20 protein-coding genes are annotated in these 21,155 nt (G+C 63.2%); 8 read left to right on the forward strand and 12 right to left on the reverse strand.

Annotation, left to right across the window (positions count from 1 at the left end; genetic code table 11):
• The 3 genes from FJ492_RS27815 to FJ492_RS27825 all read right to left on the reverse strand — a co-directional run.
• On the reverse strand, positions 1–810 hold an 810-nt coding region (locus FJ492_RS27815; RefSeq protein ID WP_140773501.1), incomplete at its 3' end, for an FAD-binding oxidoreductase.
• Complete coding sequence (locus FJ492_RS27820) at positions 807–1,289, reverse strand: DUF559 domain-containing protein (protein WP_140773505.1); 483 nt, start codon at positions 1,287–1,289, stop codon at positions 807–809. The genes FJ492_RS27820 and FJ492_RS27815, both read right to left, overlap by 4 nt.
• 132 nt (positions 1,290–1,421) lie before the next feature.
• On the reverse strand, positions 1,422–2,999 hold the full coding sequence (locus FJ492_RS27825) for a trimethylamine methyltransferase family protein (protein ID WP_140773507.1): 1,578 nt from the start codon (positions 2,997–2,999) through the stop codon (positions 1,422–1,424).
• A gap of 491 nt (positions 3,000–3,490) precedes the next feature.
• Here FJ492_RS27825 and FJ492_RS27830 point away from each other — a divergent pair, with 491 nt between their 5' ends.
• The 4 genes from FJ492_RS27830 to FJ492_RS27850 all read left to right on the forward strand — a co-directional run bounded on the left by FJ492_RS27830 (position 3,491) and on the right by FJ492_RS27850 (position 9,326).
• Positions 3,491–4,651 carry an MFS transporter gene (locus tag FJ492_RS27830; RefSeq protein WP_140711841.1) on the forward strand — a complete coding sequence of 387 codons (1,161 nt, stop codon included), beginning with the start codon at positions 3,491–3,493 and terminating at the stop codon, positions 4,649–4,651.
• A 99-nt stretch (positions 4,652–4,750) separates the two neighbouring features.
• Positions 4,751–6,820 carry a prolyl oligopeptidase family protein gene (locus FJ492_RS27835; RefSeq protein ID WP_140773510.1) on the forward strand — a complete coding sequence of 690 codons (2,070 nt, stop codon included), beginning with the start codon at positions 4,751–4,753 and terminating at the stop codon, positions 6,818–6,820.
• A gap of 245 nt (positions 6,821–7,065) precedes the next feature.
• Positions 7,066–8,445: an aspartate aminotransferase family protein gene (locus tag FJ492_RS27845; protein WP_140751660.1), complete on the forward strand. Its 1,380-nt coding sequence runs from the start codon at positions 7,066–7,068 to the stop codon at positions 8,443–8,445.
• Between the two features lie 236 nt (positions 8,446–8,681).
• Positions 8,682–9,326, forward strand: coding sequence for a cytochrome c oxidase assembly factor Coa1 family protein (locus FJ492_RS27850; RefSeq protein WP_140773512.1), 645 nt, complete (start codon positions 8,682–8,684; stop codon positions 9,324–9,326).
• Between the two features lie 282 nt (positions 9,327–9,608).
• On the opposite strand, the gene mmsB is transcribed toward FJ492_RS27850, so the two are convergent.
• The gene (gene mmsB / locus FJ492_RS27855) at positions 9,609–10,493 is read right to left on the reverse strand and encodes a 3-hydroxyisobutyrate dehydrogenase (RefSeq protein ID WP_140711361.1); all 885 of its coding nucleotides are present in this window, start codon (positions 10,491–10,493) and stop codon (positions 9,609–9,611) included.
• Positions 10,494–10,519: 26 nt separating this feature from the next.
• Entirely contained in the window at positions 10,520–11,686 is a 1,167-nt protein-coding gene (locus tag FJ492_RS27860; RefSeq protein ID WP_140773514.1) for an isobutyryl-CoA dehydrogenase, read from the reverse strand.
• A gap of 144 nt (positions 11,687–11,830) precedes the next feature.
• Here FJ492_RS27860 and FJ492_RS27865 point away from each other — a divergent pair, with 144 nt between their 5' ends.
• Together FJ492_RS27865 and FJ492_RS27870 are read left to right on the forward strand one after the other, a co-directional pair.
• Complete coding sequence (locus FJ492_RS27865; protein ID WP_140773517.1) at positions 11,831–12,445, forward strand: dimethylsulfonioproprionate lyase family protein; 615 nt, start codon at positions 11,831–11,833, stop codon at positions 12,443–12,445.
• Complete coding sequence (locus FJ492_RS27870) at positions 12,445–13,917, forward strand: cobyric acid synthase (protein WP_140773519.1); 1,473 nt, start codon at positions 12,445–12,447, stop codon at positions 13,915–13,917. Before FJ492_RS27865 ends, FJ492_RS27870 begins: the two co-directional genes overlap by 1 nt.
• 9 nt (positions 13,918–13,926) lie before the next feature.
• Here FJ492_RS27870 and FJ492_RS27875 read toward each other — a convergent pair whose 3' ends face one another.
• The 4 genes from FJ492_RS27875 to FJ492_RS27890 all read right to left on the reverse strand — a co-directional run bounded on the left by FJ492_RS27875 (position 13,927) and on the right by FJ492_RS27890 (position 16,406).
• A complete protein-coding gene (locus FJ492_RS27875; protein ID WP_140502666.1) occupies positions 13,927–14,352 on the reverse strand; it encodes a VOC family protein in 426 nt (141 codons plus the stop codon).
• Between the two features lie 108 nt (positions 14,353–14,460).
• Positions 14,461–15,294, reverse strand: a complete 834-nt coding sequence (locus FJ492_RS27880; RefSeq protein WP_140773521.1) for an AraC family transcriptional regulator — start codon at positions 15,292–15,294, stop codon at positions 14,461–14,463.
• Between the two features lie 104 nt (positions 15,295–15,398).
• Complete coding sequence (locus FJ492_RS27885) at positions 15,399–15,569, reverse strand: hypothetical protein (RefSeq protein ID WP_140502668.1); 171 nt, start codon at positions 15,567–15,569, stop codon at positions 15,399–15,401.
• 51 nt (positions 15,570–15,620) lie between these two features.
• Positions 15,621–16,406, reverse strand: a complete 786-nt coding sequence (locus FJ492_RS27890; protein ID WP_140711365.1) for a TSUP family transporter — start codon at positions 16,404–16,406, stop codon at positions 15,621–15,623.
• A 118-nt stretch (positions 16,407–16,524) separates the two neighbouring features.
• Between FJ492_RS27890 and FJ492_RS27895 the strand changes: the two genes are divergently transcribed.
• Both FJ492_RS27895 and FJ492_RS27900 read left to right on the forward strand, forming a co-directional pair.
• Complete coding sequence (locus FJ492_RS27895) at positions 16,525–16,956, forward strand: TerB family tellurite resistance protein (protein WP_140711366.1); 432 nt, start codon at positions 16,525–16,527, stop codon at positions 16,954–16,956.
• A gap of 44 nt (positions 16,957–17,000) precedes the next feature.
• Complete coding sequence (locus FJ492_RS27900; RefSeq protein ID WP_140773523.1) at positions 17,001–17,480, forward strand: NUDIX domain-containing protein; 480 nt, start codon at positions 17,001–17,003, stop codon at positions 17,478–17,480.
• An 11-nt stretch (positions 17,481–17,491) separates the two neighbouring features.
• Here FJ492_RS27900 and FJ492_RS27905 read toward each other — a convergent pair whose 3' ends face one another.
• The 3 genes from FJ492_RS27905 to FJ492_RS27915 are packed head-to-tail and all read right to left on the reverse strand — an operon-like array spanning position 17,492 to position 20,924.
• On the reverse strand, positions 17,492–19,114 hold the full coding sequence (locus FJ492_RS27905) for a dipeptide ABC transporter ATP-binding protein (protein WP_140502673.1): 1,623 nt from the start codon (positions 19,112–19,114) through the stop codon (positions 17,492–17,494).
• Complete coding sequence (locus FJ492_RS27910) at positions 19,111–19,980, reverse strand: ABC transporter permease (RefSeq protein WP_140773525.1); 870 nt, start codon at positions 19,978–19,980, stop codon at positions 19,111–19,113. Before FJ492_RS27910 ends, FJ492_RS27905 begins: the two co-directional genes overlap by 4 nt.
• Positions 19,977–20,924, reverse strand: a complete 948-nt coding sequence (locus FJ492_RS27915; RefSeq protein WP_140773527.1) for an ABC transporter permease — start codon at positions 20,922–20,924, stop codon at positions 19,977–19,979. The genes FJ492_RS27910 and FJ492_RS27915 overlap by 4 nt, the downstream gene beginning before the upstream one ends.
• Between the last annotated feature and the right edge of the window lie 231 nt (positions 20,925–21,155).

Raw genomic sequence — 21,155 nt, forward strand, 5'->3', positions numbered from 1 at the left:
GGTACCGAGCAGGATGCCGGTGCGCTCCGGGCGGGTGTAGATCTCGCCCTTGAAGTCGAGCACGCCGATCATTTCGCGGCCGGTCGACTTGTTGAATTCCTCAACCTCCGGCATCGGTTCGGTAAGCAGATACATGTGCTCCATGGCCAGCACCGGCAGCTCGACGCCGACCATGCGGCCGATCTCGCGCGCCCACAGGCCGCCGCAGTTGACGACATGCTCGGCGTGAACCGTGCCCTGCTCGGTGACGACATTCCAGGTGCCGTCCGGCTGCTGCGTCAGGTCGACCACGCGGTTGCGCAGCACGATTTCGGCGCCGAGTTTTTTCGCCGCCTTGGAATAGGCGATGGTGGTGCCGGAGGGGTCGAGATGGCCTTCAACCGGATCCCACATGGCGCCGACGAAATTGGTCTCGTCCATCAGCGGGAACATCGCCTTGGCTTCGGACGGCGTGATCAGTTCGGTGTCCATGCCGAGATAGCGGCCCTTGGCGTGGGCCAGCCGCAGGAAGTCCATGCGCTCGGGCGTATCGGCCAACATCACGCCGCCTGTCAGGTGCAGCGAGCAGGATTGGCCCGAGATCTCCTCGATCTCCTTGTATAGCTGGACCGTATAGGCCTGCAGCTTGGCGACGTTCGGATCGCCGTTCAGCGTATGGAAGCCGCCCGCCGCGTGCCAGGATGAGCCCGAGGTGAGCTCCGAGCGCTCGATCAGCATGATGTCGGTCCAGCCGGCCTTGGCCAGATGATAGAGCACCGAGCAGCCGACGACGCCGCCGCCGATGACAACCGCTTTTACATGGGATTTCATGAAGATAGATCCGTTTTTGAAGAGATTGAATCGAATGAATGGGGCGTGAAAACAAAGTTCAGGTCGGATTCAGCAATGTTTTCGGAGAGCCTGCCATCAAGCGCGGCTAGGATGGTCTTACAGACGGAAGTACGATGTTTCAGGACATCGTGGCTCCAGACACGCAGGATCGAATAGCCTTGCGCGCGCAGAAAATTGTCGCGGCGGCGCCCATAGGGACTGTCGGCGTGCTGGGATCCGACCTCGATGACGAGCCGATTTTCGCCGCATGCGAAGTTTGGGTAGAAGGGGCCGATGGAGAGCTGACGGGTAAAGCGATGACCGCCAAGCTTGCGCGCTTTCAGTTCAAGCCAAAGCAATGCCTCTGCTTGGCTGCCCGCTTGGCGGAGCTTTCGCGCTCGCTGCGTTGTGCCAGCTTTGCGGCGGCTGCGCGTTCGGGGAGCGCCTTCCCCCACTCCGTCGCTGCTTCGCAGCGCCACCTCTCCCCCCTCAGGAGGGAGAGGAAGGGCGCCAGACGGCCTAAGCTCGCGCCTTTCCTCTCCCCCGTCGATCGGGGGAGAGGTGGCGAGCGAAGCTCGACGGAGTGGGGGGCGACTGTTCATCAATACAGATCAAAAATCGGTCGGCGCGCCGCCTTCGGCCGTGCGTTTCTGGACGAAGGCGTTGAGTTCTTCGCGGATGGCGGGATCCATGTAGGGCTCGTCATAGGACGCCAGCCGCTCCTTCCAGACCTTGTTGGCCTTTTCCAGCGCCGTCGGCGAGCCGGCTTCCGCCCAGGTTTCGAAATTGCGCCAGTCCGAGAGGATCGGCGAATAGAAGGCGGTCTTGTAGCGGTCCTGCGTGTGCTGGGTGCCGAAGAAGTGCCCGCCGGGGCCGACCGACTGGATGGCATCGAAGCCGAGCGCCTCTTCGGAGAGGTCGAGCGGGGTCAGGAATTCGGCCACCATCTGCAAGAGGTCGATATCCAGAATGGTCTTCTCGTAGGAGCAGCGCAGGCCGCCCTCGAGCCAGCCGGCGGCATGCATCATCAGATTGCCGCCACCCTGGATGGCGCCCCACAGCGAGAACACGCTTTCATAGGCGGCCTGCGCGTCGACCGTGTTGGCGGCGCAGGTGTTGGAGGTGCGGTAGGGAATGTTGTAGCGGCGGGCAAGCTGGCCACCGACCAGCTGCGCCTTCATGTATTCGGGCGTGCCGAAGGCCGGCGAACCGGACTTCATGTCGACATTGGAGGTGAAGCCGCCGTAGCCGACCGGCGCGCCCTTCCTGACCATCTGGGCGAAGGCAATGCCGGACAGTGCTTCGGCATTCTGCTGCACCAGCGCGCCGGCGATGGTGACAGGAGCCATCGCCCCCGACAGGGTGAAGGGCGTGACGATGACGACCTGGCCCTTGCTCGACATCTGGATGATGCCTTCCATCATCGGCACGTCGAGCTTGAGCGGCGAATTGGTGTTGATGATGGTGAAGACGGATGGCTCCGTGAGCAACTGCTCATGGCTGATGCCGCGCGCGATGCGGGTGATCTCGATGCCGTCGACATTGCGCTCCTTGCCGAGCGAATAGATGTGGAACACCTTGTCGGTCAGCGTGGCGAGGTCGCGGATGCATTCGAGGTGGCGCACCGAAGGGTGGATGTCGGTCGGTTCGACCGGATAGCCGCCCGTGCAATTCAGGATGTTGTGCATCTGGGCCAGCCGCAGGAAATTGCGATAATCCTGCTGGTTGCCCGGCCGGCGGCCACGATCGATGTCGGAGCAATTGGGCGCCGACGCCATCATCGAGATGATCAGATTGTCGCCGCCAAAGCGCACATTGTGGGCAGGGTTGCGGGCGTGGATGGTGAATTCGGACGGGCAGTTCGACACCAGCTCCAGGATCATGTCGCTGTCGAAGCGCACGCGCTCCGAGCCCTCGCGCACATCGGCGCCATGCGCCTTCATGATGCTGCGGGCTTCGTCGTGCAGAACGTCGACACCGATTTCGCGCAACACCCGCAAGGAAGCGAGGTGGATCGATTCCAGCTCGTCCTCGGAAACCAGCTTGGTCGGCGTCAGCGGATTTTTCAGCTGGCGGAAAGCCGGTTGCTCGAACGCGGCCGAGCCACCGGCGCGCTTTCCGGCGCGACCGCCCCGGCGGGCGCGGTCGGGCACCAAAGCCGGCTCTGAGGGTTGTAGGGCGGCGGTCATGATGGTCCTCGTAGGATGCGATAATGGGCGGCATAATGGACCGGCGCCCGCCCGGCCATTGCGGAGGCGGCGACCACTAGGGCGAGGGAAGCGACATGCCGGAACGGCAGTTGCGTGGACGCGACATCCGCCTTGATCATCCACCCGTTGGCGCAAGCGGATCTTGCTTGCCGGCCCTTTCTTTCCGCCGATCGAACCCGTAGCTAGTGGGGCCTGTCGGCAGGGAGGTTAGCCGGCACGTCACATGGAATGGCAGCATGGTCGCAACCGGCTCGAGCGAAGGCGAAGCGGGAAAAGCGATCGGACCACTGGGATTGCCGACCGTGATCGTCGCTCTCGACGCTTTGCTGGTCGCCTTCGCTATCTATAGATCGGCCAGCCGCAGAGGCTCCTGGCAGGGTTTGGCTGGAGCCGGGCGTCGGTTCGGGCCGCGGGGCTTACCCGGGCCTGACCGAACCGCTAAGTCTGCAACCACGACAGCATTATGGATCATGGACTTGGTGGACACGAGAAGCGACGAGACGATGCAGTGGGCGGCGATCACCGGTGTGATCGCAACCGTGTCCGTGTTCGCCATCGCGCAGGGCCTATCCTACCCGCTGTTGAGCTTCATCCTGCAGCGCCAGGGTGTCTCGCCGGCGATGATCGGCCTGTCGGCGGCAATGACGCCTGTCGGCTTCATCCTGTCATCGCCACTGATACCTGGCCTGGCAAGGCGGTTCGGGGCAGGGCGCACGGCGCTCACCTGTGCCGCACTCTCGGCTGTCGTGCTGGCGCTGATCGGCTGGACGCAGAACGTCTATCTCTGGTTTCCGCTGCGCTTCCTGATCGGCGTAGTGACCAACCCACTCTATGTGCTCAGTGAGATCTGGGTGATCGCGCTCGCACCGCCGGCCCGGCGCGGCCGCATCATGGGTCTCTATTCGACGATCATTTCCGCTGGCTTCGCGACCGGCCCGCTTTGCCTGCTTGCCGTCGGCACGGAAGGCTGGCCGCCGTTCCTTGTCGGCATTGGCGCCTTCGTGCTCTGCGGCTTCTGCCTGGCATCGGTTCTGCCGCGGCTGCCCAGGGTGGACGAGGCAGAGCATCAGGTTTCGGTGATGGGTTTCATGCCTCTCGCCTGGCTGCTTCTGTCGGCGGTGGTCGTGGCCGCCGGCTTCGAGCAGGCGGTGCTGGCGCTGCTGCCTGTCTATGGCACGTATCATGGCATCGCGGAGGCTCGCATGTCCGCGCTGCTGTCGGTCATGATTGCCGGCAACATTGCCATGCAGGTGCCGCTTGGCCTGCTGGCCGAGCGGCTGACGGCCCGCCTGGTGCGCTTCATCTGCGTCTCGCTGACTGTGTTCGGTTGTGCGCTGCTGCCGGTTCTGATCGAAACCCCGCTGGTCTGGCCCTGTGTGTTCGTCTGGGGCGCGGTGTCCTACGGCATCTACACGATGTCGATCATCGAGCTTGGCGAGCGCTTTACCGGCTCGGCGCTGGTTGCCGGCAATGCGGCATTCTCCCTGATGTGGGGCGTCGGCGGCATTCTGGTTCCGCCGCTTACCGGCGGCGTGATGGATGTGTTTGGCGCGGTCGGCCTGCCGGTCACGCTTGGTGCGATCTGCGCTACGCTGGCCTTGGCGACGATCATCCGCCGGCGGGTGCTGTGAAGCAATGTGATGCGGACCGCAAAAGACCATATCGCATCTTGAATGTCAGCGCCGCCAACGCGATGTAGGCAAGGCCGCCCAGAATCCCCGGAGACCTGCATGACCTTTTCGACGACCAAAGCCCAGCCCTCTCAGAAGGCCGGCGATCCCTTCCTCTGGCTGGAAGACAGGACCAGCAAACAGTCGCTCGACTGGGTGCATAGCCAGAACGAGGTCACGGTGGCGGAATTGCAGGGCGATCCATCCTACCAGGTTTCGTTCCAGACGGCACTCGACCTGATGACGGCCGAGGACAATATCGCGGTTGGCACGGCAATCGCGGGCCATGTCTACAATTTCTGGCAGGACAAGAACAATGCGCTCGGCCTGTGGCGGCGCACGACGATCGCTTCCTACAAAACCGACAAGCCCGACTGGGAGACGATCATCGACTTCGATCAACTGGCGGCGAAGGAGGGGATAAAGTGGGTGTTCGGCGGCGCTGTCAGGCTTTACCCCGATTTCAATCGCTGCCTGGTCTCGATGTCGCCCGATGGTGGTGACGCCAGCGCGATGCGCGAGTTCGACATCGCGGCCAAGTACTTCGTCGAAGGCGGTTTTCAGGCGCCGGCCTCGAAATCGGGCTTCGGCTGGCTGGACGAGGATACGGTGATCGTCTCGGCCGCATTCGAAGACGCCGACAAGACCGAGTCCGGATATCCGCGTGTGGTCAAGCTCTGGAAGCGCGGCACGAGGTTGGAAGAGGCGACGCCGATCTTCGAGGGAAAGACCGAGGATCTTGCCGTTGGCGCCGGGGTCGAGTTCGATGGCGAGAAGCGTCACCTGTTTCTGGCGCGGACACTCAACTTCTTCGCGTCGCACAGTTTCCTGCGCCTCCCTTCGGGAGAGAACCGCCGCATCCCCCTGCCCGACGACGTCACCGACACCGCGCTCTTTAGGGATCAACTGGTGTTTGGAGTGCGGACGCCATGGACGGCGCCGGACGGCACCGCATGCCAGCCGGACGGGCTTTATTCGATCGATTTCGCGTATTGGATCGAAACCGGCAGTTTTGGTACGATCGAGACGTTGCTGGCGCCGGCATATCGCGTCTCGATCGCCGGTATCAGCCGCACGCAGGACCGCCTGTTCATCAACCTGATGGACAATGTGCGTGGCAAGGTTCTCGTTTGCGAGCGTAGGGACGACGCCTGGTCGCTGAAACCTGTCACGCTGCCCGAAAACGGCACTGTCGGCATCAGCCATGCCGAGCATTTCGGCTCCACCGTCTCCTTCTCCTTCACCGATTTCCTGACGCCGAGTTCGATCATCTGGTCCGATGACGATGGCGAGACGCTCGCCACCGTGAAGTCGCAGCCGGCGCGCTTCGATGCCTCGCCGCTTGTCTCGGAACAGTTCGAGGCGCGCTCGAAAGATGGCACGATGATCCCTTACTTCGTCGTCAGGCGGCGCGACCAGAATGGGCCGGTGCCGACGCTGCTCTACGGCTATGGCGGTTTCGAAGTGCCGCTGTTGCCCGGCTATGCCGGCGTGCGCGGCAGGCTGTGGCTGGAGAAAGGCAATGCCTATGTGCAGGCCTGTATTCGCGGCGGTGGCGAGTTCGGCCCGGCCTGGCACCAGGCTGCGCTGAAAGGCAAGCGCCAGACCGGCTTCGACGACTTTGCCGCGGTGGCCGAGGATGTCGTCAGGCGTGGCATCGCAACGCCTGCGTCGCTTGGCATTCAGGGCGGCTCCAACGGCGGCCTGCTGACGGGCGCTTCCCTGACGCAGCATCCCGAGCTTTTCGGCGCAGTCATCATCGATGTGCCGCTACTCGACATGCTGCGCTACACCGAACTGCCGCCGGGCGCTTCGTGGATGGCCGAATATGGCGATCCGTCAAAGCCTGAAGACGCCAAATGGCTTTCCGCCTATTCACCCTACCAGCATGTCAAGGCGGATGCCGCTTATCCCCCGGTGCTGCTGACCACCTCGACCGCGGACGACCGGGTCCATCCGGGCCATGCGCGCAAGATGGCGGCCCGCCTGCAGGAAGCCGGACACGGCAAGACGCTGTTCTTCGAGGAGATCGAAGGCGGTCATGGCGGGCGCGGCGACCGACGGCCGCAGGCGGCGCAGACGGCGATGAAGTATGTGTTCCTGCAGCGGGCGCTGAGCGGCGAAGCCTGACATCATGCCATGGCGCCACTTGAGCAAAGGGTGGTTCACCTCGACCGTCCTTTGCTCTAAGGTGCCTTCATGGCTCTCGCTAGATTATCAGCTCGCGCATTCCGGGTCGCGGTGACGCCATCGTCACGCACGCTGCGCGCCGAGCTTTTGCGGCTGTGCGCCCGTATTGGTTATTCGCCACCTGCCGTCCTCTGACGAATTCGCCCCGGCACCGCCGGAAGGATTTCAGAGGAAAGATCAAATCAATGACCTATCAGAATTATTCGCTGAAGCAGCTTCAGCAGATCGACGCCGCGCATCACTTGCATCCTTTCACCGACCATAAGGAGCTGCGTGAGGCCGGCGCGCGCGTCATCACCCACGCCAAGGGCCCGTTCATATACGATTCCGAAGGGACGGAACTGCTGGACGGCATGGCCGGCCTGTGGTGCGTCAATATCGGCTACGGCCGTGACGAACTGGCCGAGGCCGCCTATGCCCAGATGAAGGAATTGCCTTACTACAATTCCTTCTTCAAATGTTCGACGCCGACGCCGGTGCTGTTGTCGAAAAAGCTCGCCGAGATCGCGCCACGCAACGTCAACCAGGTGTTTTACGGCTCGTCAGGTTCGGAGGCCAACGACACCGCGTTGCGCCTTGTGCGCCACTATTGGGTGCTGGAAGGCAAGCCGGAGAAGAACCGCGTCATCTCGCGCAAGATGGCCTATCACGGTTCGACCATCGCCGGCACTTCGCTCGGCGGCATGGATGCCATGCACAAGCAGCTCAACGGCGCGGTGCCCAATATCGTCCATGTGATGATGCCCTATGCTTATGAGCTGGCTCTGCCTGGCGAAAGCGATCACGATTTCGGCCTGCGCGCGGCAAAGTCCGTCGAGGATGCCATCATCGAGGCTGGCGCCGACAAGGTCGCAGCTTTCATCGGCGAGCCGGTGATGGGGGCGGGTGGCGTCAAGATCCCGCCGGCGAGCTACTGGCCCGAAGTGCAGCGCATCTGCCGCAAATACGACGTGCTTTTGATGCTGGACGAGGTCATCACCGGCTATGGCCGGACAGGTGAGTGGTTCGCGGCCCAGACCTTCGGCATCGAACCGGATACCATCACCACGGCCAAGGCGCTGACATCGGGCTATCAGCCGCTCTCGGCGCTGCTGGTTGGCGATCGCATTGCCTCGACGCTGGTCGAGAAGGGCGGCGAGTTCAACCACGGCTACACCTATTCGGGGCACCCAGTGGCCTGCGCCGTGGCGCTGAAGAACCTCGAGATCATCGAACAGGAAGGCCTGGTCGATCGCGTCAGGAACGACACCGGACCCTATTTCGCCAAGGCTTTGCAGGAGCGTATCGCCGGGCATGATCTGGTCGGCGAGGTGCGTTCGATCGGCCTGATGGGTGCGATCGAGATCGTCAAGGACAAGACGACGAAGGAACGCTTCCTGCCGCCGGGAAGTGCCGCGGTGACGGTGCGCGATCATGCAATCGCCAATGGCATGATGCTGCGCGCCACCGGCGACACGATGATCCTGTCGCCGCCGCTGATCTGGACCCGCGACACCATCGACATGGCCTGTGAGCGCATCGGCAAGGCGCTCGACCTGGCGCAGGCCGACCTGCGCAGGCGGTAAAACGGAACCGGGCGTCCGTTGATCGGGCGCTCTCTTCTGGCCGCACGCCGTCGCTGTTCAACGGCGTCGCGGCCGAACGGTCGATCAGCGCCGCGCTGAAGCCGGCCAACCGCCCCGTGAAGGCAAATTTTCGCCGGCTTTCGACAAAGGGTTGAAGCGGGCGTCGCGGAACTTTTTTGCGCATCGTCGAAGTCTTGCGCTAGAACCAATCGGCATACACGCCGATGGGGAACAACATGGCCGGACAACCGCTCAACCAACCGGCTGAAATTCCAGCCGAACTCGATCGCTGGAATTGGGGCGCCTTCTTCCTCAACTGGATTTGGGGCATCGGCAACAGCACCTTCATCGCGCTGCTGGCGCTGATCCCCGTCGTCAACCTCATCATGATCTTCGTGCTCGGCGCGCGCGGCAGCCGCTGGGCTTGGCGGAACCGGGCTTGGCGCGACGCCGAGCAGTTCCGCAAGACGCAGCGCAATTGGGCGATTGCCGGCCTTGCCGTATGGGTGGTCAGCATCGGCGGCTGTGCGACGATGGTCGGCAGCATTCCCTTCGTGCTCAAAGGCAGTGATGCCTACCATATGACGATGGACGCAGTGCGTGCCGATACCCGTGTCACGGCCGCCATCGGCGATGATGTGACGGATAATTTCTGGGTCGGGGGCAGTCTCAACGTCAATGCGAACGGCGCGGGCGATGCCCAGTTCAGCATCCCCGTCCATGGCGCCAAGGGTAAGGGCACCGTATATTCCCATCTGGTTCGCACTGCCGGCACATGGAGCACGCGCCTGCTGGTGCTCCGCGTCGACGGCGTCGATGCACCGATCGTGCTGACCAATGAAGATCACGTGCCGATCCCGGGCGCGGCGATCGGAATATAGACGGATCATCGATAATAAAGGGGTCGGAAACGCAAAAACCGCGCCCCACCGGGAACGCGGCTTTGCCAGATACGCATGGCGTTTCGCTACGAAGACACTTGCGAAACTTACGGGCTCCGGCACGCGAGACCTGATCCGGAGCGCCGGGCGGATGCGATATATCCGCCTCGCAATCCGTTTTATAGGGACATCGTTACCGCGGAGTTATCGAGAGCTTAAGCAAATCTAAATTTGCGGCCCTTCGACTGGAAGGACCGGAAAAAAGTCAATCCGATCCGCTGGTTACGCCGGGTTGCCGCGCAGAAAATTAATTATGCCGGAGAAATCCGCGCCGCCATGTCCCTGGGCATTGAACAGGGCATAGAGTTGCGCCGCTTCGGCGCCGAGCGGCGTCACCGCGCCGGCGCCAAGCGCTGCTTCCTGGGACAATTTCAGGTCCTTCAGCATAAGAGCCGCAGCAAATCCCGGCTTGTAATCCTTGTTGGCGGGCGAAGTGGGAACCGGGCCGGGCACCGGGCAATAGGTGGTCAGCGACCAGCACTGGCCTGACGACGTCGAGGCGACGTCGAACAGCGCCTGATGCGACAGGCCGAGTTTCTCCGCCAGCACGAAGGCCTCGGCGACGCCGATCATCGAAATGCCGAGGATCATGTTGTTGCAGATCTTGGCGGCCTGGCCGGCGCCGTCGCTGCCGCAATGGACGATGCGCCCGGCCATCGGGTTCAAGATCGGCTCGGCGGCGGCGAAGGCACCATCGGATCCCCCGGCCATGAAGGTCAATGTACCGGCCGTGGCACCACCGGTGCCCCCCGAAACCGGCGCATCGATCGACAGCAGGCCATGCTTCGCGGCAATCGCATGCGCCTTGCGTGCCGAGTCCACGTCGATGGTCGAGGAATCGATGAACAAGGCATTTTTCTTCGCCTTGGGAGCGATGTCCTCATAGACCGACAAAACATGCTTGCCGGCGGGCAGCATGGTGATCACCACGTCGGCATCCTTCACCGCCGCGAGCGCATTGGCCATGACAACGACGCCATGTTCACGCGCGATGGTGAGGTTTTCCGGCATCAGATCGAAGCCATGCACCGTATGGCCCGCCTTGACCAGGTTTGCGGCCATCGGATTGCCCATATTGCCGAGGCCGATGAAGGCGGTCGTCGTCATTGTCTCTCTCCCGGAGTTTGCTGGCTTCAGCGGCCGATCAGCGCGCGCGCGATGATCACGCGCATGATCTCGTTGGTGCCTTCCAGAATCTGGTGCACGCGCAGATCGCGAACCAGCTTCTCGATGCCATAATCATGCAGATAGCCGTAGCCGCCGAGCAATTGCAGCGCATCGTTGGCGATGTCGAAGCCGGTGTCGGTGACGAAGCGCTTGGCCATCGCCGACCATTTGCCGGCATCCGGGGCCTTGCGGTCGAGTTTGGAGGCAGCCGCATAAAGAAAGATGCGCGCCGCCTGCAACTCTGTCTCCATGTCGGCCAGCCTGAACTGCAGCGCCTGGAACTGGTTGATCTTCGAGCCGAATGCCTTGCGCTCGGCGGTATAGGAGAGCGCCTTGTCGAGCGCCGACTGGGCGCCGCCCAGCGAACAGGCCGCGATGTTCAGCCGGCCGCCGTCGAGCCCGGCCATGGCGATGCCGAAACCGGCGCCTTCGCCCGACAGGAGATTCTCCGCCGGCACCTTGCAGTCCTCGAAGATGACCTGGCGGGTCGACTGCATATGCCAGCCCATCTTGTGCTCGTTGGCGCCGAAGGAGAGGCCGGGCGCATCCTTGGGCACGACAATGGTGGAGATGCCTTTCGGGCCGTCGGCGCCGGTGCGCACCATGACGGCGTATACATCGCTGTCGCCGGCGCCCGAGATGAACTGCTTGGCGCCGTTGAGAACATAGTCGCCGCCGCTCTTCACCGCGCGGGTCTTCAATGCAGCGGCATCGGAGCCGGAACCCGGCTCGGTCAGGCAATAGCTCGCCAGCCATTCCATGGAGGTGAGCTTCGGCAGGAAACGCCGGCGCTGTTCTTCATTGCCGAAACGGTCGATCATCGAGGCCACCATGTTGTGGATCGAGATGAAGGAAGAAAAGGCCGGGTCGGCATGTGACAGCGCCTCGAAGATCAGCACCGCGTCGAGTCGGCCGAGCGCGGAACCGCCGACGTCGTCCTTGATATAGATGCCGCCGAGGCCGAGCGGTCCGGTTTCCCGGATGACCTCGGCGGGGAAGTGTTTCCTGCGGTCCCAGTCGAGTGCATTCGGCGCAACGCGATCGGCGGCGAAGGCCTGCGCCATCTCCTGGATGGCGCGCTGTTCCTCGTTGAGTTCGAACTGGCTGGTGCTCGCATCGACCGCGGCGTCCATGGCGTGCTCCCTATATGTTGGCCAGCTAGCCCGCTGGCCTGTCGTTTTTGGCTTTGCGCGCGCACCAATCTAGACCAATGATGCCGCCGCGCAACCCGACCTGCCGCGGAGCGGCTGTGCACCAATGCATCTCCGGAGCAAGATGTGACGACAAAATTCGACGAACTGCTGGAACAGTTCCACGCCTACCTTGCTTCCGTCGACGACGTCCTGGTGCGCGAGGCCGTGGCGCGCATAGGCTGGGACATGCCGGCCCGCGATCTGGAGCCGTATGCGCTTGGTTGCCTGCGCCATCTCGATCGCTCGGCTGAGCTGGCGCCGATGGCCGCGAAACCCCTGGTGCAATTGCTGGCACGGCAGCGCAACGACCTCCATTGGGGGCAGACCTACAGCGAAGCGGATATCGGGAAAGATTTCATCGACAATTATGGCTGGCTGGAAATGTTCGGCACGCGCGGCCATTTCGCCAATGACGAGGTTGCGGCCGGGCTGCTGATCCTGGGGCCCGGGATCGTCTATCCCGACCATCATCACGTCGCCGAGGAGATCTACATTCCGCTGACCGGCCGTACGGAATGGCGCATGGGCGAGGGCGGTTTTCGCACGCGTGAAGCCGGCGAGGTCGTCCACCATGCCTCCAATGTCAATCACGCTATGCGGACTGGCAAGGAACCTCTGCTGGCGCTTTATATCTGGCGCGGCGGGCCGCTGGCGCAGAAGTCCACGGTCACCGGAAATGCGACGCAGGGCCAGAGCTGATGGCCAAAGCGATCATGCTGCAAGGCACGGGCTCGGATGTCGGCAAGACGGTGCTCGTCGCCGGGCTGTGCCGCGCCGCCAGGAATCGCGGCCTGAAGGTGCGGCCGTTCAAGCCGCAGAACATGTCGAACAACGCTGCCGTTGCCGATATTCCCGGTGACAACAACCATGGCGGCGAGATCGGCCGTGCGCAATGGCTGCAGGCGATCGCTTGCGGGGTTGCGCCGTCGGTCCATATGAACCCGGTGCTGCTTAAGCCGCAGACCGATGTCGGCGCCCAGATCATCGTCCAGGGCAAGGTGTTCGGCGAAGCGCGGGCGCGTGACTATCAGGCGCTGAAGGGCCGGCTGATGGATGCCGTGCTGGATTCCTGGGGCGAGGTCGGCGAGGGCGCCGACCTCGTCATCGTCGAGGGCGCCGGTTCGCCAGCCGAAATCAACCTCAGAAGCCGCGACATCGCCAATATGGGCTTTGCCACGCGCGCCGACGTGCCGGTGGTGCTGGTCGGCGACATCGATCGCGGCGGCGTCATCGCCTCGGTCGCCGGCACGCATCTGATCCTGCCGGAAGAGGATCGGTGCATGATCGTCGGCTACCTTATCAACAAGTTCCGGGGTGACGTTTCGCTGTTCGATGACGGCCTGAAGGCGATCGAGAAATTCACCGGGTGGCGCTGTTTTGGCGTCGTGCCGTGGCTGAAGGCGGCGGCGCGGCTGCCATCGGAGGATTCGGTGGTGCTGGAGCGGCTGGCGTCCGGTGAGGCGCGCGCGTTGAAGGTGGCGGTGCCGATGCTTGGCCGCATCGCCAATTTCGACGATCTCGACCCGCTCAAGGCCGAACCGCAGGTCGAGGTGGTGTTCGTGCCGCCGGGAAAGAAGCTGCCGGCCGATGCCGGGCTGGTGGTCATTCCCGGCTCCAAGTCGACGATCGGCGATCTCCTGAAGTTTCGCGAGAATGGCTGGGACCGGGATTTGGCGGCGCACCGCAAGCGCGGCGGCCATGTCGTCGGCATTTGCGGCGGCTTCCAGATGCTAGGCCGAATGGTGCGCGACCCCAACGGCATCGAAGGCAGCGTCACCGATGCCGAAGGGCTGGGCTTGCTTGATATCGAAACGGTGATGGAGCCGGAAAAGACGGTGCGCAATGTCAGTGCCCGCTCTGTGCCGTTCGACTTGCCGCTCGAGGGCTACGAGATCCATCTCGGCTGCACCACCGGCCCGGACACCATGCGGCCGTCGGCGATCATCAACGGTATCGAGGATGGTGCGATCTCCGCCGACGGCAAGGTGATCGGCACCTATATGCATGGCCTGTTCGGCGCCGACGGCTTTCGGGGAAAATTCCTCGAAAGCCTCGGCATCAAGGGGGGCGGCATCGACTATCGCGCCGAAGTCGAGCGGGCGCTGGACGAAGTCGCGGCCGAGCTGGAGAACCATCTCGACTGCGATGCGATTTTCGCGCTGGCACGTTGAAGGTCCGAATCAGGCCTTTTCATCTGCTTTCGGCCGGTAGGTGCCGAACGACCAGACATTGCCTTCGGGATCGCGGCAGATGAATTCGCGGCTGCCGTAATCGCGGTTCGTCAGTTCCTGGATGATCGTCGCGCCGGCCTTCCTGGCCTTGGCGTAGGCGGCGTCGGCATCGTCGACGGCGATATAGATCGACTTGCCGCCGCCTGAACCGGGTTCGCCGACCATCTTGCCGTAGTCGTCGTCGCGCACCGTGCCCAGCATGATCATCGAAGAGCCGAAGACCAGTTCGGCATGATGCACGACATCGCCTTCGCCATAGCAGGCACGGACGCTGAAGCCGAAGGCTTCGCCCAGCCAGTCGATCATCTTCGCCGCGTTTCTGTAGCGCAGGGCAGGGTAGAGCCGGGGTGCTTCATTGGTTGTGGTTGTGGGCATGGCTGCCTCCTTCATCCGGATTGGTCGATAACCCAGTCTGTTCGAAGGCCGTTCCGGCGTCTTGAAGAAATGTTACCTGCCAGCCAGTGCGCTGCGGCTTGTTCGGAACTACACGCCCATCGACAGTGCGGTCGGCGTTTCGCCGGCAAGGTCGCGGAACTCGCGGGCTAGATGCGCCTGGTCAGCATAGCCGCAATCGGCGGCGATGTCGGCCCAGCCGCTCGCCTGTTGCCTGGACAGGCCGAGGGCTCGGTTGAAGCGCGCGATGCGCGACAGGGTTTTCGGACCGATGCCGGTGGCGTCGGTGAATCTCCCGGCAAGATGCTTGCGGCTCCAGCCCAGCTTTTCGGCAAGAGAGGCAATGCGCGTGCGGCCGCCCGAAAAGACGATCCTGTCATAAGCCCAGGCGATCTCGGCCGGGGTCTCGCGGGCAGCGGCCAGCCGGCCGGCGACGAACATTTCCGCCAAGTCGAAACGCATGTTCCAATCCGGCGCGTTGCCAAGCCTTTCGCGCAGGGCGATGCCTTCGAGACCGAGCACGTCGTCGAGGGCTACCATGCGATCGGCCAATTCACTCATCGGCCGGCCGAAAAACCGGCGTGCGCCCAGCGGCGTGAAGTTGACCTGGACGCAGCAGGCGCCGCCGAAAGACTGGATCATCACCGGTCCGGCATAAAGGCCCGCGGCGAAGCTGGCGAAACGGTCGTTGTCGCCGGGGGTTCGGCCAAGCCCGATGGCGAAGGGTTCGGCAAAGCTGATCACCAGCGGCACGGTCAGCGAGGCATATTCGGTGTTATGGAAATAGCCAGGCGCGGTCTCGCGATAACCGCAGATATCGGTGACAACGCCGTCAAGTGCTGGGTTGGGAAGCCGCCGGCGCATTTCGAAAAGCCCCGATATGGAGCGATCCTGTTCTTTCCGGCGCTGCATCTCGATTGGCATTGGCCATCCTTCCGCCAAGCGAATCTAGCAGAGCCCGCATTGGAATCAAAAAACGCCCGGCTTTGGCCGGGCGCTCTCGGTCCCCGCTTGTCGAGGGAAACTTGTCAGGCGCCGCGCATCAGGCAGCCGGCGGCGAGCACGATGTAGGCGACTAGCACGATCCACACCGATGCGAGCGGAATGAACGCAAAAACGCCAAGCGCGGCAAGAAGGCCGATGATGGCGATGACCAGGGAAATGATGAAAACAATCTGGGTAGGCGCGCTGAGATTCATGTCTGGCTCCTCCAACATGATTCGAACAGCGATATTGTAACAGGCGCGTGATCACACACCAATCATGACGCGAAGCGGGTTGGCCGGATCGGCCAGCAGCTTCACCGCCAGAGCCACGCAGACGATGACCAGCAGCGGCTTGATCAGCTTGGCGCCGATGCGCATGGCCAAGCTCGCGCCAACGCGGGCGCCGAGGAACTGGGCAACGCCCATCATCAGGCCGATCTTCCACGAGATGACGCCGACGGCGGCAAAGACGATGAAGCCGCCGATGTTGGAGGCGAAATTGAGCAGTTTGGTGTGCGCCGTCGCCTTGAGCACGCCGTAGCCGGCGAGCGTCACGAAGGCCAGCATGTAGAAGGAACCGGCGCCCGGGCCGAACACGCCATCATAGAAGCCGATGGCCGGCACCACGGTCACGCCGAACAGGAAGGGCGAGAGGCGCTCGGCCCGGTCCACATCGTTCATGTTGGGCTTGAGCGCGAAATATAGCGCGATGGCAATCAGCACCAGCGGCAGGGCCGCGCGCAACAGGTCGCCGGGCACGATCGTGGCCAGCAACGCGCCGACGGCACCGCCGGCAAGTGCCAGCAGCGCCGATGGCAATTGCCGGCGCAGGTCGACATGGCCTTTCGAGGCATAGTGGATCGTCGCCGACCCGGAGCCGAACATGCCTTGCAGCTTGTTGGTTCCAAGCGCTTCGACCGGCGAGAAACCGGCAAGCAGCAACGCCGGAATGGTGATCAGTCCGCCGCCGCCGGCAATCGAATCGACAAAGCCCGCGGCAAAAGCCGCGAGGGCAAGCATGGCGATGGACTGGATGCTGAGGTCGATCATCTGATCTGTCGAGATGTCCGGTCGGCTGAGATAGCGCGCGTTCGACCACGACCACCCCGTTTGCGCAAGGCCGATTCCGCGCTAATTCTATTGAAGAGGAATCGGAAAGGGGCCGTTCATGGCATTCGCGTTGCTGGACCAGATACGCTCGATCTTCGACGGCGACCCGGGCGTGCGCAAGGTCGCGGACGATCCCGTCTTGTCGGCGGAACTCCTGATGCTGTTCCGGATGATCCTGGCAGATGGCACAGTGAGCGAGAGCGAGATGGTTGCCTTCCGGCGCATCTGCAAGGATGCCTTCGGCATTCCGGAGAGCAGCATCGATGCCGTCATCGAATACCTCAACGAATTCGGCTACGAGACCAACGGCTCGCAGGCGATCGCGCTGTTCCGCGATCTCGACGTCGAGCGGCGCAAGCAATTGGCCCAGCACATGGCGGAGATCGCCAAGGCGGATTCGCAGCTGGCCGAAACCGAGGTGCGGCTGCTCCGCCGCACGCTCGATTTGCTCGACATCAGCCCGGTCGATGTGGTGAAGCCGGAAGATTGACACTGCGTGAGACACCCAATCGCCAGCGCCGAGGGGCTGTTTGTGTGAGCTTTGCCGATAGCTATCTGGGACAATTGCGGGCGCTGATCGGCGATCGTCTGGTGCTGATGCCAGGTGCTCGTATCGTTATTGAACGCGCAGACGGCAGCATTCTCCTGCAGAAACGAACCGATTTTGGCTTGTGGGGTCTGCTTGGCGGCAACGCCGAAGAAGGCGAGGGCCTGGAAGCGGTGGTGGTCCGAGAAGTACTTGAGGAAACCGGCTTGGTCGTCAGGGATATCGAGCCGTTCGGGTTCGGCTGTAACCCACGCTATGAGACCGTCCAATTTCCGAATGGCGATCGCGCCCAGTTCTTCGCGTTGATATTTTATACGCGCGTCTTTGAAGGCGAGGCGGCCGTCGCCGACGACGAGAGTAGCGCCGTCGAATGGTTCGCGCTCGACAGCCTGCCTGAGATGCTGCCAAACATGGCGCGCAGCGTCGAGGCTATCTCCGGTTCAAGAGCACCGGAGAATTCCAGATGATTTGAGATATCCTAACCCTGTTCCTGCATTCGCCGGGCGATTGCCCTGTGCAGGTCGGGGGCCGCAGCGACAAGCGCCTTGGCCGCCTCTGATTGTGGGTGATCGAGTACTTCGCTCGTCTTGCCGCGCTCGACGATCTTGCCGTCATGCATAACCAGCACTTCGTCCGTGATGGCGCGGGCGACGGTCAGGTCATGGGTGATGAAGAGATAGGCGATGCCAAGCTTCTGGTTAAGATCGGCGAACAGGTCCAGGATCTGGGCGCGGATTGAGACATCGAGTGCCGAGACCGGCTCGTCGGCGACCACCAGTTTCGGGCGGGTGATGATGGCGCGGGCGATCGACAGGCGCTGACGCTGGCCGCCAGAAAACTCGTGCGGGTATTTGTCCATGTCGCGTTGGTCGAGGCCGACCTCGTGGAGCGCGTGCGCCACCATCTCGCGGCGTTCGGCCCGCGTCGGTTTTTTCTCCAGGACATGAAGCGGCTCGGCAACCAGTTTTTCGACCTTCTGGCGTGGATCGAAGGACCCGTAGGGATCCTGGAACACGACCTGCATATCGCGCCTGGCCGGCTTCAGCTCGGCTTCGCTCTTGCCGGTGATGGCTTCGCCGCGAAACCGGATCTCGCCCGAACCCGGCCGGTCCAGTGCCAGGATCATGCGGGCAAGTGTCGACTTGCCGCAACCGGAGCGGCCGACCAGTGCCACCGACTGGCCCGGCGCCATCGAAAGGGAGACGTCGTCGACGGCGCGAATCGCCGGCGCACGGCTGAACAGCGAGATGCGGCGGCCGGGGTAATCGCGGGTGACGCCTTCGACCTGGAGCAAGGATTGGTCTGTCCCGACACGGTGAGGCTTGGCGCGCGTCGGAACATGCATCGAAGCCTGCGCCAGTTGGCGCGTATAGGGATGAAGCTGACCGGAGAGCGTGCGCGCCGTGTCGCCTGCTTCCATCACCTCGCCATGGCGCAGGATGGTGATGCGGTCCGCCATCTCGGTCACGACAGCGAGATCATGCGAGATCAGCAGCAGGCCCATGCGGTTCTCCGCAACGAGGTCGCGCAAGAGGTCGAGGATCTGCGCCTGCAGCACCACGTCGAGCGCCGTCGTCGGCTCGTCGGCGATCAGCAGCTTTGGCTTCAGCGCGCAGGCGATGGCGATGACGACGCGCTGGCGCTGGCCGCCTGACAGTTCGTGGGGATAGCGCGACAGCGGGAACTTTGCCGAGGGCAGACCAACGCGGTCGAGTATTTTTCGCGCGCGCTCCTCGGCATCGGCACGGCTTGCCCTGGCGTGCCAGCGTATGCCTTCCGCGACCTGTTCGCCGATCGTCTTGACCGGATTGAGCGCTGTCATCGGTTCCTGGAACACCATGCCGATGTCGTCGCCGCGCAGGGCACACATCTGGTCCTCGGTCGCCGTCAGAATATCGATGCCGTCGAATGTGACGCGCCCGGTGGGGCGTGCGGCAGGGGGCAGGAGCCGCATCACCGTCAGCGCGGTCATCGATTTGCCGGAGCCGGATTCGCCGACCAGTCCCATGACTTCGCCGGGCGCGACGGAGAGCTCCATATCTTTCAGGACCTGCGTATCGCCGATGGTCAGCGACAGATTGTCGATTTCGAGCAGGCTCATCGCTGCCGCCGCGATTTCGGGTCGAGAATGTCGGCGATGCCTTCGCCCAGGAGGTTCAGGCCGAGCACGGTGACGACGATCGCCATGCCGGGGAAGATCGCCATCCACGGCGCCACCACCATGCGCGTCTGGGCGTCGAACAGCATGCGGCCCCAACTCGGCATTGGCGGCTGCGCGCCGAGGCCGAGATAGGAAAGCCCGGCTTCGGCCAGGATACCCAGCGCGAACTGGATTGTGCCCTGCACCAGGAGCAGCGTGGCGATGTTGGGCAGCACATGTTCGATCGATATCTGCGTGCTGCTCTTACCGGCGGCGCGCGCGGCAAGGATGAATTCGCGCGGCCAGACGGCAAGCGCGCCGGCACGGGCGACGCGGGCAAAGACCGGAATGTTGAAGATGCCGATGGCGATGATGGCGTTGATGGCGCCCGGCCCGAAAATGGCGGTGATCATTATGGCCGACAGCAGCGCGGGGAAGGCGAAGACGAGATCGTTGACGCGCATCAGCGCCTCGTCGACGAGGCCGCCGCGCGCCGCGGCGAAGGCGCCAAGCGGCACGCCGACCCCCATGCCGATGCCGACGGCGACCAGCGCCACGGCAATCGAATTGCGCGCGCCAACCATGAGCATCGACAGGATATCGCGGCCGAAATGGTCGGTGCCGAACCAATGCGCCAGCGATGGGCCTTGCGTCTTGTCCGCTATGACCAGCTTCGTCACATCGTAAGGTGTCCAGGCATAGGAGACGATGGCCATTGCCAGGATCAGCACCGTGATGACGAAGCCGGCGACGAATGCGGCGTTCCCAAACGCCTTGGCCAGGATGCTGCGGAACGTCTCTTCGGGGATGTCGATGCGCAGCGTCATTGCCGGGTCCTCAGGCGAGGATCGACCGCCGCATAGGAAAGGTCGACGACGAGATTGACGACAATGACGGCGGCGACCAGCAGCATGACCACGCTTTCGACGACGATCAGGTCGCGCTGGGTGATCGCCTGGAATACCAGCCGGCCGAGACCGGGCAAATAGAAGACATTCTCGATGATGATGGTACCGGCGAGCAGGAAGGCGAATTGCAGGCCAAGAATGGTCAGCACCGGGATCATGGCGTTGCGCAGCGCGTGCCGCCACAGCACGGCGCGATAGGGCAGGCCCTTGGCGCGGGCGGTGCGGATATAGTCCTCGTTCAGCACCTCGATCAGCGCCGAGCGGGTGACGCGCGCCAGGATCGCCGCTTGTGGCAAGGCAAGCGCTACCGCCGGCAACAGCAGCGATTTCAGCGCGGGCCAGGCGCCGGCTCCCCAACCGGGAAAACCACCGGCTGGGACCAGGCGCAGCCAGACGGCAAAGACATAGATCAGCATCAGCGCGAACCAGAAATTGGGGACGGCTACGCCAAGCTGCGCCACGCCCATTGAAATCGTGTCGCCGGCCCGTCCGCGCCGGCTGGCGGAATAAAGCCCGACCGGAATGGCGATGATGGTAGAGAGCGCCAGCGCGATCAGCGCCAGCGGCAGCGAGACGGCGAGCCGTTCACGCACGAGGTCGATGACCGGCACCGAATAGGTATAGGAGCGGCCGAAATCGAGGCTGAGCAGGCCACCGACCCAATGCAGGTAGCGCAGGACAAGTGGCGCGTTGAGACCCATCTGGTTGCGCAAGAGTTCGACCTGATCGGCGCTGGCATTCATACCCAACATCAGCCGCGCGGGATCGCCGGGGAGGACCTCCAGCACGGCGAACACCACCATCGAGGCAAGCACCAACGTGGCGAAAGCGATGGCGAGGCGCTTGAGGAGGTAGGCTGTCATGGAAGGCGAGGGAGCGTGGCGTTCTTCCTTCTTCCCTTGTGGGAGAAGGTGGCCTCGCGAAGCGAGGTCGGATGAGGGGTACTGGACGAATTGCAGGTTGAGTTTGTTCCAGCACCCCTCACCCGTCTTGGCGCTTTGCGCCAATCCACCTTCTCCCACAAGGAGGCCTTTGCACGGGAGCCGATATTTGGCGCACGTGATGCATGGGCGTTTTTTGAAAGGCGATCGGGC

It is taken from the genome of Mesorhizobium sp. B2-5-4, from assembly GCF_006441095.1.
GTDB classification, from domain to species: domain Bacteria; phylum Pseudomonadota; class Alphaproteobacteria; order Rhizobiales; family Rhizobiaceae; genus Mesorhizobium; species Mesorhizobium salmacidum.

Bases quoted from the DNA above. Each gene is read 5' to 3' on its own strand.
- FJ492_RS27870 (WP_140773519.1), top strand. From the start codon at position 12,445: ATGGCCAAAGCGATCATGCTGCAAGGCACGGGCTCGGATGTCGGCAAG.
- FJ492_RS27845 (WP_140751660.1), top strand. From the start codon at position 7,066: ATGACCTATCAGAATTATTCGCTGAAGCAGCTTCAGCAGATCGACGCC.
- FJ492_RS27895 (WP_140711366.1), top strand. From the start codon at position 16,525: ATGGCATTCGCGTTGCTGGACCAGATACGCTCGATCTTCGACGGCGAC.
- FJ492_RS27875 (WP_140502666.1), bottom strand. From the start codon at position 14,352: ATGCCCACAACCACAACCAATGAAGCACCCCGGCTCTACCCTGCCCTG.
- FJ492_RS27880 (WP_140773521.1), bottom strand. From the start codon at position 15,294: ATGCCAATCGAGATGCAGCGCCGGAAAGAACAGGATCGCTCCATATCG.
- FJ492_RS27835 (WP_140773510.1), top strand. From the start codon at position 4,751: ATGACCTTTTCGACGACCAAAGCCCAGCCCTCTCAGAAGGCCGGCGAT.
- mmsB (WP_140711361.1), bottom strand. From the start codon at position 10,493: ATGACGACGACCGCCTTCATCGGCCTCGGCAATATGGGCAATCCGATG.
- FJ492_RS27860 (WP_140773514.1), bottom strand. From the start codon at position 11,686: ATGGACGCCGCGGTCGATGCGAGCACCAGCCAGTTCGAACTCAACGAG.
- FJ492_RS27825 (WP_140773507.1), bottom strand. From the start codon at position 2,999: ATGACCGCCGCCCTACAACCCTCAGAGCCGGCTTTGGTGCCCGACCGC.
- FJ492_RS27850 (WP_140773512.1), top strand. From the start codon at position 8,682: ATGGCCGGACAACCGCTCAACCAACCGGCTGAAATTCCAGCCGAACTC.
- FJ492_RS27885 (WP_140502668.1), bottom strand. From the start codon at position 15,569: ATGAATCTCAGCGCGCCTACCCAGATTGTTTTCATCATTTCCCTGGTC.
- FJ492_RS27905 (WP_140502673.1), bottom strand. From the start codon at position 19,114: ATGAGCCTGCTCGAAATCGACAATCTGTCGCTGACCATCGGCGATACG.
- FJ492_RS27830 (WP_140711841.1), top strand. From the start codon at position 3,491: ATGGACTTGGTGGACACGAGAAGCGACGAGACGATGCAGTGGGCGGCG.
- FJ492_RS27890 (WP_140711365.1), bottom strand. From the start codon at position 16,406: ATGATCGACCTCAGCATCCAGTCCATCGCCATGCTTGCCCTCGCGGCT.
- FJ492_RS27910 (WP_140773525.1), bottom strand. From the start codon at position 19,980: ATGACGCTGCGCATCGACATCCCCGAAGAGACGTTCCGCAGCATCCTG.
- FJ492_RS27915 (WP_140773527.1), bottom strand. From the start codon at position 20,924: ATGACAGCCTACCTCCTCAAGCGCCTCGCCATCGCTTTCGCCACGTTG.